The 16433-nt window shown below is 33.0% G+C and carries 17 protein-coding genes; 1 reads left to right on the top strand and 16 read right to left on the bottom strand.

From position 1 onward, the window contains the following. Window position 1: 1 nt before the first annotated feature. The 9 genes from HB672_RS09935 to HB672_RS09895 all read right to left on the bottom strand — a co-directional run bounded on the left by HB672_RS09935 (window position 2) and on the right by HB672_RS09895 (window position 10940). Window positions 2–487 carry a hypothetical protein gene (locus HB672_RS09935; protein WP_167611761.1) on the bottom strand — a complete coding sequence of 162 codons (486 nt, stop codon included), beginning with the start codon at window positions 485–487 and terminating at the stop codon, window positions 2–4. A 52-nt stretch (window positions 488–539) separates the two neighbouring features. Beyond that, window positions 540–2234: a hypothetical protein gene (locus tag HB672_RS09930; protein ID WP_167611759.1), complete on the bottom strand. Its 1695-nt coding sequence runs from the start codon at window positions 2232–2234 to the stop codon at window positions 540–542. A gap of 200 nt (window positions 2235–2434) precedes the next feature. Next, complete coding sequence (locus HB672_RS09925; RefSeq protein ID WP_167611757.1) at window positions 2435–2974, bottom strand: hypothetical protein; 540 nt, start codon at window positions 2972–2974, stop codon at window positions 2435–2437. 46 nt (window positions 2975–3020) lie between these two features. Beyond that, a complete protein-coding gene (locus tag HB672_RS09920) occupies window positions 3021–4256 on the bottom strand; it encodes a DUF6638 family protein (protein WP_167611754.1) in 1236 nt (411 codons plus the stop codon). Next, on the bottom strand, window positions 4256–4891 hold the full coding sequence (locus HB672_RS09915; RefSeq protein WP_167611752.1) for a hypothetical protein: 636 nt from the start codon (window positions 4889–4891) through the stop codon (window positions 4256–4258). Before HB672_RS09915 ends, HB672_RS09920 begins: the two co-directional genes overlap by 1 nt. A 9-nt stretch (window positions 4892–4900) precedes the next feature. Next, a complete protein-coding gene (locus HB672_RS09910; RefSeq protein ID WP_167611750.1) occupies window positions 4901–6865 on the bottom strand; it encodes an AAA family ATPase in 1965 nt (654 codons plus the stop codon). 73 nt (window positions 6866–6938) lie between these two features. After that, window positions 6939–7994 (bottom strand): hypothetical protein, encoded by a 1056-nt coding sequence (locus HB672_RS09905; RefSeq protein WP_167611748.1) that lies wholly within the window; start codon window positions 7992–7994, stop codon window positions 6939–6941. Window positions 7995–8062: 68 nt separating this feature from the next. Beyond that, the gene (locus HB672_RS09900) at window positions 8063–9403 is read right to left on the bottom strand and encodes a microtubule-binding protein (protein ID WP_167611745.1); all 1341 of its coding nucleotides are present in this window, start codon (window positions 9401–9403) and stop codon (window positions 8063–8065) included. 190 nt (window positions 9404–9593) lie between these two features. Then, window positions 9594–10940: an outer membrane protein transport protein gene (locus HB672_RS09895; protein ID WP_167611742.1), complete on the bottom strand. Its 1347-nt coding sequence runs from the start codon at window positions 10938–10940 to the stop codon at window positions 9594–9596. A gap of 310 nt (window positions 10941–11250) precedes the next feature. Between HB672_RS09895 and HB672_RS09890 the strand changes: the two genes are divergently transcribed. Next, window positions 11251–11490, top strand: a complete 240-nt coding sequence (locus tag HB672_RS09890) for a hypothetical protein (RefSeq protein ID WP_167611739.1) — start codon at window positions 11251–11253, stop codon at window positions 11488–11490. 232 nt (window positions 11491–11722) lie between these two features. On the opposite strand, the gene ettA is transcribed toward HB672_RS09890, so the two are convergent. The 7 genes from ettA to HB672_RS09855 form a co-directional block, all read right to left on the bottom strand. After that, window positions 11723–13414 (bottom strand): energy-dependent translational throttle protein EttA, encoded by a 1692-nt coding sequence (ettA, locus tag HB672_RS09885; RefSeq protein ID WP_167611736.1) that lies wholly within the window; start codon window positions 13412–13414, stop codon window positions 11723–11725. Continuing rightward, window positions 13414–13596: a CAL67264 family membrane protein gene (locus HB672_RS09880; protein WP_167611731.1), complete on the bottom strand. Its 183-nt coding sequence runs from the start codon at window positions 13594–13596 to the stop codon at window positions 13414–13416. The genes ettA and HB672_RS09880 overlap by 1 nt, the downstream gene beginning before the upstream one ends. Before the next feature lie 89 nt (window positions 13597–13685). Further along, window positions 13686–14552 (bottom strand): pirin family protein, encoded by an 867-nt coding sequence (locus tag HB672_RS09875; protein ID WP_167611728.1) that lies wholly within the window; start codon window positions 14550–14552, stop codon window positions 13686–13688. Window positions 14553–14600: 48 nt separating this feature from the next. Beyond that, window positions 14601–15038, bottom strand: coding sequence for a MarR family transcriptional regulator (locus HB672_RS09870; RefSeq protein ID WP_167769582.1), 438 nt, complete (start codon window positions 15036–15038; stop codon window positions 14601–14603). Between the two features lies 1 nt (window position 15039). Next, a complete protein-coding gene (locus tag HB672_RS09865) occupies window positions 15040–15468 on the bottom strand; it encodes a (4Fe-4S)-binding protein (RefSeq protein ID WP_167611723.1) in 429 nt (142 codons plus the stop codon). Between the two features lie 12 nt (window positions 15469–15480). After that, window positions 15481–16011, bottom strand: a complete 531-nt coding sequence (locus tag HB672_RS09860; protein WP_167611719.1) for an NAD(P)H-dependent oxidoreductase — start codon at window positions 16009–16011, stop codon at window positions 15481–15483. Window position 16012: 1 nt separating this feature from the next. Further along, window positions 16013–16369: a DoxX family protein gene (locus HB672_RS09855; RefSeq protein ID WP_167611714.1), complete on the bottom strand. Its 357-nt coding sequence runs from the start codon at window positions 16367–16369 to the stop codon at window positions 16013–16015. Window positions 16370–16433: the final 64 nt, after the last annotated feature.

Below are 16433 nucleotides of genomic sequence, written 5' to 3'. Positions count from 1 at the left end.
TTCATTCTTTTTGAGTAAAATCATCTAGCTCTTGACAAAACTTTACATCATTATAGCATAAAATACTTAAGGTATGAAACATAATTTCCTGAAGCTCAATGTTTGTTGGATATATGTTGTATGCTAGTTTAAATTCAGAATACGCCCCTTTTATATTACTAGATTCTAGACGATGCATTCCAGAACTCATTAAAAATCTAAAAGCGTCTTTATCAATTTGAATAGCTTGCTCATTTATTTGATTATTAATTTTTGCTGAGTGAATCAAAAACTCATCTTTCTTCAAATAAATTATACTAAAAAATAAACCCAAAAGGAGAATGCTAATGTATATATAGAACTTACCCAATGATTTAGAGGGTTGAGCCTTAAATGTTCTTTCATAAGTATTTATAGAGGTAAACGAAGGTATTCTACCTTTAGCAAAAGGTTTTCTAGGATTTCTTGAGTAAATCCATTTCTGCATACCAAATCCCATATAACCCATAATGAACTTTACTTATAAGTCTGAATTAGAGGGCTTTTGTTACAGTTCTAAGTTAGTTACTACTGTTTTTTAAAGAATCTATCTTGCGCTGCAAAGCGTCTATTTGTTCTTGGTTTTTGCTAGTATTTGGAATGTTTTTAATAGTATCGGTTACTGCTCTAATTAAGTCAATATCTACGGTTGGTTTCTCTTCATAATAATACCCAATACCTTCACTAGATCGCCACGCCTCTGATAATTGATCATACACAGTCTTATCCCAAGTGCTTGGACGTTTTACATCTATCCAAACCACATCACGATATTCACTATCAACCAATGCTAAATCAGGTGTTGCAGATCCATCAAAATTTCCAGAATCTTCTTTTACTGCAGACACTGTCCCTAAGAAAAACATTCGTTTTCTACCAGCGATATCTTTAATATATGGTCTAAACTCTACAGGCTTATTTACAGACCAATCAAATTCTTTTCGGGATTCAATTATCTTTAAAGGCATTGCAGACACACCTGCATATCCTTGTTTTTTGGCTGCATGGTCAAAATAATACAATTTGTCAGTTCCATCTGCAGGAATAAAGACACTAAAAGTTAAACTTGTGCGCTCTACTCCTACTGGTTCTAAGCCAAACCAATGGTATAAACCACTATAAGCATCAGTTGGTGAACCTTCAAAATTAAAATCGGTAACAAATGGTTGTTGATTTTGATCGTCTGGTAAATCTGGAATTTTAACTGCAGTTTCCATATTCCAAGGCAACGGATCACTAAAACCTCCCAAAAATTTTAAAGATTCTGCTTGCAAGCGTGATACCTTTTCAGATAAGGTATTTTGTTTGGTTAAAAACGGATAATTTTTCATATCCTCTGGACTAACAAAAGTTCCTTTACCAATTAATACACGCTCTACGTAATCGCCAAAATCATGTGCGCCATTTTCAATAATTACCACGCCACCAAACGTTGGGTATGGAAAGAAAAAACCTTTCCAATTAATTAAGCTCACGACTTGAACCCATTCACCTTCATCATTTTTCATATAAAACACATCTCCAGGCTCTGTTGAGAACAGCTTAGCAATTCCGAAGCGTTGTACCACGGCATTATAGGTGTTTCTGCTAAATTTTAATGATTCACCAATGGAGAATGTTACAGGTATTCTGTTTTCACTAGAAAACCTCGGAAATGGGGTTGTACTGGACACCGAAAACACTTCTTCGGTATTATCGCTTATTCGTTGCCAAATATATTTTACTGTTGGTTGAATAGCCATGGTCCATTGGTTTTCTCCATCGACTCTTACTAAATGTGGCAACGATACATCTTTAGTTTCACCAACAGATTCGTTTGCCATGGAAAAAATATTGCGCAATGGTTGTATGCGTTCGTTTTGAGTAAGTGGTAACTCATGAATTTCAACTTTATTTAAATCATTAAACACATTATAGGTTTTCATGTAGTCGTACATTTTATAATGCCAACCAACGACGTAAATTATTCCGAAGATTACCACTAACAAACCTAAAATACCAAGGCGTTTACCAGAACTGGGTGTTCGTCTGAATTTTTTTAATAAAAAGAACAGAATTATTCCGCTTAATAAGATGACAAAAGTGAATTTTCTAATAAATAATAAAAACGGTTGGTATTCATCACGAAGAATGAATAATAGTAATAGCAGCACAATACTACCAATTATGGTAATTACTTTTTGCTTCTTTCCTTTATTCCAGTATTTTTTAATCATTGCTTTTATCTTCCTTAAGTTTTCTTAAATCAAATTTAATGGAGAAACCAAAAAGGAGTATTATTAATAGTGGCATTGCTAACCTTAAAATACTCTCCAAATTCCAAAAATCTCCATAATTAGTATCTACAATTCTGATGATAAGCAAGTATATACACATTATCACTACTAGTAACATAAACTTAGTAAATCCTTTCATACTACATCAGCCCTTTATCTTTTAAGCGTTCTCTAGCACTTTTCTTTTCTTCTTTTGGTGTATCCTCTACTTTAGGTGTTTCTTCAATAGCATCATCTATCTCATCTTTAGTAGTGATATCATCTAGAAATTCTTTACTTTTTTCAATAGTTTCACTAACCATATCAGTTAAAGTATTGCTCTTTTCATCCACAATTTTTCCAGATTTTAGTACAAAATTGGCTAAATAAGTACCTATAACAGTTCCAACAACACTAGAAGCAAAGGTAGAAACGCCATTGTAGCTTCCAAACGGCTTAAACGGCGTAAAAAATTGTAGCACTAAGGACACAATTAAAAATAGGAACGCAACATATACCAAGCGTAACAAGAATTTTTGCTGAAAGACAAATCCAGTTCTGTCACCCTTTTTCATTTGCAATTCTTTAGAATTTACAATCTTATTTACGAAGCGATATAATCCATTACCATTAGATTCTCTCCAATAAAGTAATACTCCAAATAAAATGGCTGAGATAAATACTATGAGTTCTATGGTCATAATTTATGTTTTAGTGAATACTCTTTATAAAATTAGTCTATAATTTTTAAATATTGTTACTAATGGTCTCAATTACCCAATCTTGGAAGGACTCATTCCAAGCTTCGTAACTCTTATAAAACTGTTCTTTATCGTACCAATACAGAAATAACACATCTTTTGGAGATACATTTACTAAAAGCCTCCAAATTAAATCGTATTGTTTTACATCTAACGATGAATGAGGTTGATGCAAAGCAAAATAAAAGCCCTGGTCAACTAAATCGGCAATTTTAAAAGCATTGCTTCGCTCTAACCGTTCTAAGTATATTTCTACTCCTGTAACACGCTTTAAAGCGTTTGCATCTATGGTGTTTAAATACCTACGGAATAATACTTTATCATTTAAAATATCTTTATACGAATGCTCAGTTTTCTTCAGTTCATTAAACAGCATCACTTTTTTAATACGGTCGTAACGCTTGTCTTTTACAACCTCATCTAAGTTACATTCAATAATTAGGTGGTCTCTTAATTTATCTATCAATTCTGGTTGTGAAATATGGTAAATTAACACATCGTGAACTGTATCTTTAATAGCTTCTTTATGTGCTTCTTCATCTTGAAAGACTACAATTGGCGAAATAAAATCACGCAACACATAAATACCGCCAAAAGCCTTGGTAAAAAAAGAATTAGTCTTAAATTCAATAGGCTTTAAGTATAATTTTCGATGACGTAAATCGCCATGTTTTTTTGCCGAATCAAGCAATTCTTGGTGAATTGTTTCATTAACAAAATTATTGCCTTGATTAAACTTTTCGACTAGTTCTAATTGCTCCTCTTGAATATGAAATAAGTTATTTATTAAATGAAAATTAATAGAAACAGTATCATATTTCAATACATCTAATGGCCCAAAAAACGTATCTATGTGTTGGTCGAAATCTATACAAATAGCACAATCTCTGGTAATATCGTTAATAGCATCTCCATGCTCCTTAAAGATAAATTGCATCATGTCCCTATCAAACGTATGAGTTGGCACATATACAGGTTTTCCTTTTTGCAAAGGCGATATAATGATACCATGAGGGTTAGCCTCACCATGATTAAGATACTGTAAGTCTTTCTTCTCTTCGGCTATTTCTGGGCTCCAACCCAAACCATCAATAGAAAAGGTTTTGAGCTTGGTCGCTTTAAAGCCCAATTTTTCTAAACACAGATTATAACTCTCAACCAATTTCCCGCTTACAGGAATGAGCTCGCTTCTATATAAATTTGCTGTTTTTAGTTTTTGCATTAATCAGCAATCTTTTTTATTGTTTTAATATTTCCTTCAATTGGAGAAACAAGTACTTCTTTTTGTCCTTCTTTTACGTAAATAACATTTAAACTGTTTTTTCCTAACATTGTAATTTTTTGACTTTCTCCATCGCTAAAAGTTATTTGATGGGTTATTTTAATATCACCGTTTTCTATTTTCTGTTTTATTTTTCCACCTCGACCAACACCAAACCCAATAAACGCACCAATAATGTATAATGATATCATTACAAATACCAACTGTTTAGAGCCTGTTTTAAATGTATTCAATGCTTTATCTAACCTAGCCTTTTTCTTTCCAGATTGGTATTTCTTTTTCTTACTTAACCAAGTATAGTATTTAGGTAATACTTTAGCATAACCAATAGCCAACACAACACATATAATTATACCAATTAATAACTTTAAATCCCCAGCAATTACAGAAACTGGGCTTATTAAAACATCTAAAATCGAAGAATACTCAAAAATATTAACCCCTAGAAAATTATAATAAATGGTTTGATGCAATACACCTAAAATCAATAGAAAAACATAGCCAATAGATAAATAATCTTGTATACCTAATTGTGATTCTTTTTTTTCGATTGGGTTAATTACTTCTTCTTCCATAACTAGCTATTATTTAGAGTTATCAAACTTCCTTCTCGCTTCTAAATCAATATTTAATTGATTCACTCTAGCATCTACTTTACGCTTAAAATCGGTATCAGCAATGGTTGCCACATTGTCTAAGTAACGCACCACTTCTTGTCGTCTAATTTCAGAGAAATCCAAGCCTTTCATATTCGCTCTCATCAATTCTTGTAGCATATTAAACTTGGTATCGTAATCCTTTTTGAAATAGATTTCTGGATTTTCAAACCAATCTTCTTCCAAGTCAAAATCAGTTAAACGCAGTGATACAGCACTTTGAATATTTCTCACATCACGCGATGAGAAAAACGGGAATATCTTTTGAATCTCCTTATATAAATTCGCATAAAACAAATGTTGATTTGTTTTAAAGTTCTTCTCTACCTTATCATAGGCTTCAAAAACTCGCTCTTCAGTTGGTTTATCTGTAACATTTAAGATTTCTCCCATATTTTTAGCCAACCCTTGGTCTTGCAAATAACTATAATTTTCAGGACCTTGCATATTTACAAAGTCTGGCATGGTATCATCCAATTTTCGCCACCATAAATGATCTTGGTCTAAAAAGTCATGTTCCGTTCGTGCTCCATCAATTAAAAATCGTCCTTGAACACGAGAAATCACTGCTTTATCTAGCATTTCAGGAAGGTTAGTAAACAACCCAATAGAGCTATTTCCATAGTTTACAGCATAAGCACCTTCGGTATATCTTAAAAACACTCCTATTACTTCCTTGACACCCGCAGAAACCCCTTGAGCAGTACGCTCTTGCAAGTTGTTTTCGGCATCATCAATTGGAGCAAATATTAAACGTGTTGGGTCTTGTAAGGGTTTCATCCACTCGACCATTTTCTCAGCAGAACCACCTTGGAATGTACTAATTAACGTATCAGGCATTGGATGAAATAAAAATGGAATATCTAGATTATCACAATGTTCTTTTAGTCGTGTAGCAATAGCGGCAATCAACATACTCTTCCCAGTTCCTGGGATTCCGTACCCCATAAACACAGGCATAAAACCTCCTAATTCTTGAAATGGATTTTTTTGAGCTGCAAAATCGTAGCTCAACATGCGTTCGGTTAAACGACGAGCAAAATGTTTGGCATCTCTGTTACCAACTATTTGTTCAAATTGTATTTTATTAAACTCTACACTTTTAGCTGCTCCTGCAAATACATTCTCCCAACCAGATACGGCAAAATCTGAATTTTCAAGTTTATATGTTCTGTCGAGAATGGTTTCAGTGTATTCCAAAGAACTCTTGCGTAATTGAATTTCATCAATTAGTGCTTCAAAATATACTACTGTAAAATCGATTACATCTTTATCCGTTTTTACAATATCTGGATGGCTTAAATATTTATCGTAATAATATAAAGCACAAGCAGTTCCTTTAAGAGGTGACATAAAAGACACTTCGGGAATGCCCGCAAACTTGTTTTTCATCACACTTAAATCATCTGAAGCATGTGGTTGCAAATTATGAAGGATATTATATGCTGTTGCAAATAACATAAAAGCAGTTGCTGTATGCATTTTACTTTCGTACTCACGCTTCCCAGCATTATCTAGAACAGATTTACGTTCACTCAAACTAGACAATCCAGAAGCATCGTAATAGCTGTCTTTTATCCAAATTCCTAATGTTAATCCCTCTTGAACAGCAAATAAAGTTTCATTTAAATGAATGGGAATTGCTACAGAATCTGGTAACAAGCGCTTTTTTAATGCTAATATAGTTTTAGATACAGAGGTGACTTCAACACCTCCATTACCTCCTTGAGCTCTTGATAAATACAATAAAATGGATTCATCCTTACCATTATTTTCTTTGTTTTTTGCACGTTGACCTTGTTCCCATTGTACACTTTTTATATACGACGTCGCTTCGTCACGAAGTGCATCGAGCTCATTTTGTTTTATTGGGAATGTTGAGTTGTGTTCCATATGTTTTAGTGTTCAGCTACAGTCGCAGTCAACAGTTCTAAATACGTTGGACTGGAGAGACTGAGAACTACTTTTATATTGTTTTTAAATCAGCCATTTGAATTGGTGGTTTTGCCAACATATTCATAATATCTGGTGTTTTATTATAGAGCATTTGTATAATGCGATGTGGTGCAAATACATATTCTTGCTTTACAACATCACTCCAGTTTTGTAGGGTTTGTTTATTAAAAAAACTGCCTTCCTTAAATTCACTGCCAGAAAAGACTTCGTCAATTTTTAAGGATATAGCATACGATTCTAAAGGGATTTCTTTTTTACCAATGCTATCAAGAATTGCGTGTGTAATCTCATTTTCATCCTTTGCAAATACATTGTGCAAAGGCCCTAAGTCTATTCGTTTGATATGTTTTGGAAAAATATTTGGCAGCTTTCTATCTATCGCATACGCCATCGTGTCCAAAGACATATTTCTATCTGCTACGTTTTTTAAAACCTCATATACTTTATCTTTATAATCAAGAAATTTTTGACCATCATAATCGAAATACATAAAGCAGATAAATGGTCTGTTAAGTGATACATCGTAGAAACTCCAGCTAGTTAATAACTCTCCTTGACTATGCTTTGGTGCCGAAATAATTTTGCCTTGGACAAATCGATTAAAAATAAATTTCTGCTGAACAGATTTATAATACACTATTGATGCAGCCTGAAAGAGTTTGCTTTTCTTAACTGGTACTTTTTTACGCATTAAGGTATCTAAAAACTCTTTTTTTAATACTTCTTCTGGAATTAGCTTATTCAAATACTCAGCTCTTAATGATAAATCATTGAACAAATAGCGAAACTCTAAGTAATTTGGAAAACCAGAATCGGTTAAATCAATTTTCATGTTATCCTCTTCATCATACATATACTTAATTCGCATGGCTTCAATAGAATACAGCAACAAATCAGAGTATTGTTTAAAAAAGATTAGTTCTTTCTCATTACATATTTGCTGACGCTGAACATTAACTATGAGTTCTTTTAAAGTAAAATCTACCATTTTATGGTAAAACACATATTGCTCTTTAGAATCGAGTTCTGCAGAATCTAATGGTGTTACAATGTGGTTAATAGACATTACTTATTAAGAAAATGGTTAAAAAATTGAATAAGAAAAATTGTGCCTCTCGAAAGAAGCACAAATTATTATGATAATAAATCGTCGTCTCCTTCTGGCTTAGGGCTTGCTCCTTCACCTCCATCATCTCCAGCAGGAGGATTGTTTTCTGCTTTATAATACTCTTCGAAAATCTCTTTCATATCGATGCCATAACGGTCAGCAAAGTTCTTCTGAATTTCTGCATCCTTCACACGAATTTCTTGTAACGCCTCAGCATAACTACCATATACACCTTGCATTACTTTTTCATGCACTGGAATATTATCCATCATTTCTTGTCTAGCCTTAGCAGAAGCCGAATGCATTGCTGCTAAAGTTTCACCAATATGCTCATCTGTTTTAACACCTAAATGTTCTAAAATGGCAGCAAACTCTTGATCTGTACGTGCTTTTAATGCAACCACGTAACCATCGTAATATTTTAAACGCTCTTCGGTGTCAGATTTTAATTTGGCTCTATGTGTTTGTAAATTGCTTCTTAATGACGTTAATACTTTTATAGTTAAGTTGTGCTTGTGCACAAAACTGTCTTTAGAGGCAGCTAAAGTGGTATATGCATTTTTCAAACCTTCAAGTTCTTCTACTTTTTGTTCTAACTGCGTCACTTTTCCTATGGCTTGAGCATAATCTGCAGATTGTTTATCTACAATTTCTTCCAGTTCTTGACGTGCTTGTTTTAAAAGCGCATATTTTTCTTCTAAAAGTCCTTCTACTTCTTTCTTCTTCTCTAGAGCTTTAGTATGGTTTTTTGTTGCTTCGACAATGGCATCTTGAAGTTTATCTTCAACCTCTTTGATCTCTACTTCACGATCTTTTAAACGTTTAACAGCTGCTTGACTTTTAAAAGATAATTCGTTTAATAATGTTTGTACATCAGCATTTTCTATACGCTGCTGAAATAAAGCTTTTGCTTTATTATCTGCTTCATCACGAGATTTTTGAGCTGCTTTTAGTTCGTCTTGTGCTTTTTTAATCTTGCTTTTTCTTCCCCAAAGGTTATTCCACCAAGTATCTGGTTTATTTTCAGCATCTTCAAGTTCTACTCTGGCACGCTCTAAACGCTTAATAGCACTATCAATAATTTTCTGTTCATCGCCATTTAACGAGGAAAAGTTTTCAAAAATAATTCCAACTTCATCTTGGTAATCTGTAAGATCCTTAATAGCATCTAATAAAGACGTACGGTCTTTTTCAGCCATATGAACAACATCATCCAATGTAGCATTTAATATTTTTTGACGCATTTCAGGGTCGTCTTCCTGAGCTAATTTCGATTTCATTGTATCGATAGCTTTTCCCCAATTTACATCTACTTTTTCTTGTTTCTCGTTAGAATTGGTTTCTAATAAATCAAAATCATCAGACATATTGTTTCGTGTAGTTAAGGTTGAACATTTTTTTAGATAAGCAATTTCGGTAAAAATTAGGATTTTAAAAATATAAACCGCTTAAAATATTAGTATATTTTTTTTAAAAAATGTTACAACGCTTAGCATTTAATAAAAAAAGCGGTTCCCAATATTCATGGAAACCGCTCATTCTAATAATATGCAAGTATTAGTTATTACTAAAGTTATAACTAAAACCTACCATAATCATGGAAGTTGTCATATCGTATGATACTGAAGAACCTGGTATTGCTCCATAAGGATTGCCAGGTCCAACCATCATTGGAGATAACATTTGCCCTTTAGTGGAGCCTCCACTAGTTCCGTAATGATACACTCCATCAAAGTTTAAATTGTCATTTACCTGATAGCTTAAACCAAATTGAAATGCATTTTTAATAATCGCCGTTGCTGGAACATTAAAAAAGGCTACTTTTTTGCTAATTGGATTAGAACTATACGTATAACCAAATCTTAATGGTATTTTATCAATGCCTTTATACTGAAGACCCGCAGAAATTATTGAGATATTATCCCAACCAAATCCAGCTACTGATGCTGTTGATGTCCAACCAGTTTTTGAAAAACCATCGGTATTCTCATAGTTAACACTTCTATAATCCAATGCAAAATCAATATCTCCAGTTGAATACCCTAAACCAAATGATAATATTGAAGGATAATCCATATTAAACTTACTAGTTGAAGTACTATTATCTAAATAAGTGTTTTCAAACTCAAAGTCGTTAAAACTTTGTGTTGTTTTATAAGAAGCACCTAGCTTAAACCCTGAACCTGAATCAAAGAACACACCAAATTGAGCACCAAAACCTATGGCAGTAGCCTTATCCGTTGAAGGATAACCTGCTCCAGTTGGATTAGCTGTTGGATTAGGCATAAGCTCTAAAGCTGCATAATCAATATTTGGTTGTACACCAATTGAGAACTTATCAGACAATTCATAAGCATAAGAAAAGCCTACTTGTAATAACATATAATCTGATTCAATATGTCCAAACCCCATCGCTTGTTGAGGGTAATTAATTGGATTTGAGTCATTCATTGGATTAAAATCAGGGCTCAAAGGGTTATTTGCTTCCTCTGGAAAAGTAACTCCAAAGCCACTAATACCAAAAGCAGAAACACCAAAAGTGTGTTTGCTCTCAGGCTTTCCCCAAAGCATTGCTAAAGCTGGCATTGGTGATACACCTCTATCATCTTTTGTAACACCACTTACTCCAGGTGCTCCAGGTCCTAACATGTCTGGTGGCAAACTTGAACGCAGCTCTGGTGATGAGAAAAACAAACCTAAATCAAATTTTAAAATTTTTGAATCAAAAGTGCTAATGGCTGCAGGGTTCCATTGCATAGCACCCGAAATATCTAGTGGTTGAGCGGTTGAAGCCCCACCCATTGACATATTAACGGATCCCACGCCTTGCATAATATGCCCAGATTGAGCATATAATAATGTTGAAAACAATAATGCAAATAGTTTTAATAAATTGGATTTCATAATATGAGTGTTTTTAGTTAATATCATTTAATAGTAACCTGTACTAACAAATTACTTTGGTGAAATTAATACTAAACATCTATCTAAATCATGACAAAAATCACTAAACCTTCTTATGTAACTTAAGTTACATATAGCATCACATTTTGTGAGAATATTTTTAAACCTGAGTCAGGTTATTTAAGTTTTTGTAGTAAGATTATTTAGTAAACTTTGATTAGGTATTTTATCGATAAAATATTCATTTCAAGTAAATTAGTAAAAATTTTGTGCTATATTTGAAAATGATTAACCCAAATCGCTTTATAAAATGCTACTAATCAACCTACTAATAACCCATTTTAATTCAATTTTATTAATAGAGCAATCTAGCATTGTCACTGTATTAATAATTACTGTAGTATTCTTCTTAATCCTTTTGATATTGGGTGTGAGAAAGTCATACAAGCTAAAAGCTGAAAACGAAAAGTTAAGTAGAAAGTCTAATTCATCTTCAACTAAAGATAATGAAACTTATAAAGATTTTACTGAGGGCCATTTGTATGACTAATATTATTTTAAAAATTAAATTATGCTAAACTTTATTAGTCTTATACAAGGCAATACTGAGGACTTAAGCCAACTCATTTCTGTTTTATCAATTGGTTTAATTACAATTTTTGGACTACTCTGCTTGAGTTTATTTAAAACTCATAAACTAGAAAAAGAAATTTCACGCTTGAAATCTCAAAAGAAATTATAAAAAAAGCCAGCAATTTGCTGGCTTTTTATTTATGTATAAACTATCTCACTAGTTTTTTATATTTTATTCGTTTTGGCATTAAATCGCCTCCTAAACGTTTTTTCTTATTCTCTTCATAATCACTGAAACTTCCTTCGAAGAAATAGACTTGGCTATCTCCTTCAAAAGCCAAAATATGTGTGCAAATTCTATCTAAAAACCATCTATCATGGGAAATAACCACTGCACAACCAGCAAAATTTTCTAAACCTTCTTCTAACGCTCTTAATGTATTGACATCAAGATCATTAGTGGGCTCATCTAAAAGCAACACATTACCTTCCTCTTTCAATGTCATTGCTAAATGCAAACGGTTACGTTCACCACCAGAAAGCAGATTTACTTTTTTGTTTTGCTCACTTCCAGAAAAATTAAATCGACTTAAATAAGCTCTAGAATTGACTTGCTTTCCTCCCATCATAACTAGCTCTTGCTCGTCACTGAAATTCTGCCAAATTGTTTTATTTGGATCTATATTTGAATGTTTTTGGTCTACATAAGCAATTTTAGCTGTTTTCCCTACTATAAATTCTCCTTTATCTGGAGTTTCTTCTCCCATTATCATTCTGAAAATAGTTGTTTTACCAGCTCCATTAGGACCAATAACACCAACGATTCCTGCTTGAGGTAGTTTGAAATTTAAATCTTCATATAAAAGTTTATCGTCATAACCTTTACTCACTCCTACTGCTTCGATAACATTTGTACCTAAACGAGGCCCATTTGGAATATAGATTTCAAGTTTTTCATCTAACTGTTTTTGGTCTTGACTCATTAACTTGTCATAGTTTTTCAAACGTGCTTTTTGTTTTGTTTGACGACCTTTAGCTCCTTGTCGAACCCATTCAAGCTCACGCTCTAACGTTTTTTGACGTTTTGAGGCTGTTTTACTTTCTTGAGCCATACGCTTAGATTTTTGATCTAACCATGATGAGTAATTCCCTTTCCATGGGATTCCTTCACCTCTATCAAGTTCTAAAATCCAGCCAGCTACATTATCTAAAAAATATCTATCGTGAGTTACAGCAATTACTGTTCCTTTGTATTGTGCTAAGTGATGTTCTAACCAATGTACAGATTCAGCATCCAAATGGTTTGTTGGCTCATCTAATAATAATACATCTGGTTCCTGCAATAATAAACGACATAAAGCCACGCGGCGTCTTTCTCCACCTGACAATACACCTATTTTCTTGTCACCTTCTGGAGTCCTAAGTGCATCCATGGCAATTTCTAATTTGGTATCTAATTCCCAAGCATTGGCTGCGTCTATTTGATCTTGTAATTCAGCTTGACGGTTCATGAGCTTTTCCATTTTATCTGGGTCGCTATAAACTTCTTCTAAACCAAATTGATCATTTATTTTATTGTACTCATCAAGTATAGCAACAGTTTCAGCAGCTCCTTCTCTAACAACCTCCATAACCGTTTTATTATCATCTAATTGAGGTTCTTGCTCCAAATACCCAACAGAGTAATCTTGTGAAAACACCACATCTCCTTGATAGTTTTTATCAACTCCTGCTATAATTTTAAGAAGTGTAGACTTACCTGAACCATTAAGTCCTAAGATTCCTATTTTAGCTCCATAGAAGAAGCTTAAGTAAATATTTTTTAAAACTGGTGTATTCGCACTTTGATATGTCTTTGTTACACCAGACATTGAGAAAATTATCTTTTTATCATCACTCATTATACTCTACCTTTTAAAGCGTTAAACACCCAAGCTATTGCAAAAAAACCTATACCTACAGTTGCAAATCCCCAGCCTGCAACATCATCATACCTATAAGCTCCCATTAATATTAAAACTATTCCCATAATTACCATTAGCACAGTTGCCCATGCTAATACTGTATTCTTATTCATTGCCATAATCTATTCTTAGTTTGTTTTGATAGTTAGTCGAAACACAAATATCGCATTTTTATATAAAAAAAGCATCCTTTTCTGGATGCTTTAATTTATCTAGGAAGAAATCCCATTTTTCCCATTTGGTAATCACGAAGGGCTTCCATAATTTCAGTTTGATTATTCATTACATATGGTCCCCAACTTGCAACTTTCTCATTAAAAGGCATACCCGATAAAAAGAGTAATTTACTTTTTGTTTTTCCTTTAACGCTAAATCCGTCTCCATCTTGATTAAATTCAATTAATTGATTTTCATCTTTTTTCAAGATTTCATCATTTATAGTTACATATCCATTTAACAAATAAATCAAAGATTGATGGTTATTCTGAAGATTAATTTGATGCTCACCTCCTTCTTCCACATCAATCATATAAGCATTAACTGAAGTTTGTGTTGCTATCTTTCCGGATTTTCCTTCCAAGCTACCAGCAATTACTTGAATACTTACTTTTTTGTCTTTAGAAACAATTACATTAAAGTCTTCATTTTTTACATGTTGATAATTCGGTTGAATCATTTTTTTATCAGCTGGCAAATTAAGCCATAATTGAATTCCTTCTAATGTGCCTCCTTTTTGAACAAAGTCCTTTGTTGGTCCTTCAGCATGAATAATACCTCTTCCAGCAGTTGTCCATTGTACATCTCCAGTTTTAACAACACTTTCATTACCTAATGAATCCCGATGTAATTGCTCTCCTTGAATGAGAAATGTTATTGGCTCAAATCCTCGATGAGGATGTGGCCCTAAATCAAACGGATTATTATCTTCATCTATTTGATACGGTCCATAATGGTGCAATAATATAAATGGATCCACCATTTCTATGTCCTGAGTCGGAATGGGTTGTCTTAACTCAATTGGTCCCATATTTACAAAATCACTTCGTCCTACTCTCTTTATTGTGTTTAGTTTCATAATTCTCTATTTTTTAGTTTCCATGGAAACTATTTAATTAAATTTTTTTTAGCGAATTTTATCTAGCAAGTCGCTTAATTGCCCTGCTTCTTTTTCATTTAGATTTTTTAATAAATCAAAATTCATTTTTTTTGAAATATCTTCCAGTAATTTTAAACCTTCATTAGTAATAGCTATATGCACAACTCTTCTATCCTCAGGACATGGTATGCGTTCTATTAGCCTTTTGGCACATAGTTTATCCATTAATCGAGTGGCATTTGGAGCTCGTTCTATCATGCGTTCTTTAATGGTTTGTACTTTTAATGGTTCTACAGCACCTCTTAAAATTCTAAGAATATTGAATTGCTGTGGTGAGATACCAAATGGCTTAAAAAATGTATTCTGGTGACTATTAATCCAATTACTCGTGTAAATAATATTTAGTAATGCCTTTACCTTGTTATTAGGAAAACTTGAATTAATATCCTTTGATATATCTCCCATATTAACCCACAAAATTGATTTTTCTATGCGCTCCATCACAATAAGGTTTATTACTTGATGCACCACATCTGCAAAAGGCAGTTGATTCACCCTTAACCTCTATACTACCATCAGCATTCTTTACATTCAAGCTACCTGAAACCAATAATGGTCCATTTTTCATAACTTTAATTTCCGTTTCATTCTGTACGATTTTCTCATCTTGTCCTTGAATGTTATACGTTAATGCTCCGGAAGGACATGCATCTATCTGATTCATTAATTCTTCAATGGTAGCATTTTCAGCTTTTATCCAAGGCTTGTCTTTTGGATTATAAACTTCTGGCAATCGTTTTACACATTCAGCAGCATGTATGCACTTTTTAGGCTTCCAAACTACTGTTAAATCTCCTCTGGTATATTCCTTAATAATTTCTTTATCTGTACCCATAATGAATAATATTTATATTGATGCTTCAAATGTATTTAAAGCCTTTTCAAGTTGCTCTGCCAATTCAGAATCTGTTATTCCTTGTTCGGAAAAATTCTGACCAAATGAAGGTAATGAAAAATCTGCAACAATATTTCCTCCCATATATGGAAAACGACCTTTAGCAATCTCCAAAACAGTTGCTCCTCCTCTTCCACCTGGTGAAGTCGCCATTAATAGCATTGGCTTATCGCTCCAAAGTTTACCATCGATTCTAGACATCCAATCAAAAATGTTTTTAAATGCTGTTGAATACGCTCCATTATGCTCAGCTAAGGATAATACAAGACCATCTGATGATTTGATTTTATCCAAAAATGCATGAGCATTATCAGGTATTCCGTGTTCATTTTCTAAATCTATGCCATAAAGTGGCAGCTCAAATTCGTTTAAATCTAATACTTCAACTTCAACATCGCTTATTTGACTAGCAGCATATGCTGCCAATTGTTTATTTATAGATTCTTTACTATTACTACCTGCAAAGGCTATAATTTTTTTCATATTATTGTTTGATTCTTTTATTAAAAATATAGGACACTATAAGTAAAATTAAAGCTACTAAAGCTCCTCCTTGTTCACCATCTCCAATCATAAAATGAGCAAAAAATGCCAAAATAAATGCAAAAAAGAAACCAGCGTATGCCCATTCTTTAAGTGTGTTGTAGTTTGGATTCCAAAGCACAAACAGTCCTAATAGCTTTGCAACAGCATATGGATAAATAATATACGTTGGATATCCAAAATCATTAAACATAGTTGCTACTTCATCATGGTTAAAAAAGTACATGCCAACTGAAAATAGCATTAAAAGTGTCAATAATCCTGTTGCTATGTAATAAATAATCTTATCTCTTTTCATAATATTGTTTTTAATTTTAAGCAAATATACAAAAAATATTTAAATATATACCATGGAATATATT

The sequence above is a fragment of the Gaetbulibacter sp. S0825 genome, from assembly GCF_011777505.1.
Lineage (GTDB): Bacteria > Bacteroidota > Bacteroidia > Flavobacteriales > Flavobacteriaceae > Pontimicrobium.
Note: the sequence above shows the minus strand (reverse complement) of the source record. Positions and strands in the feature narration are given on the sequence as shown.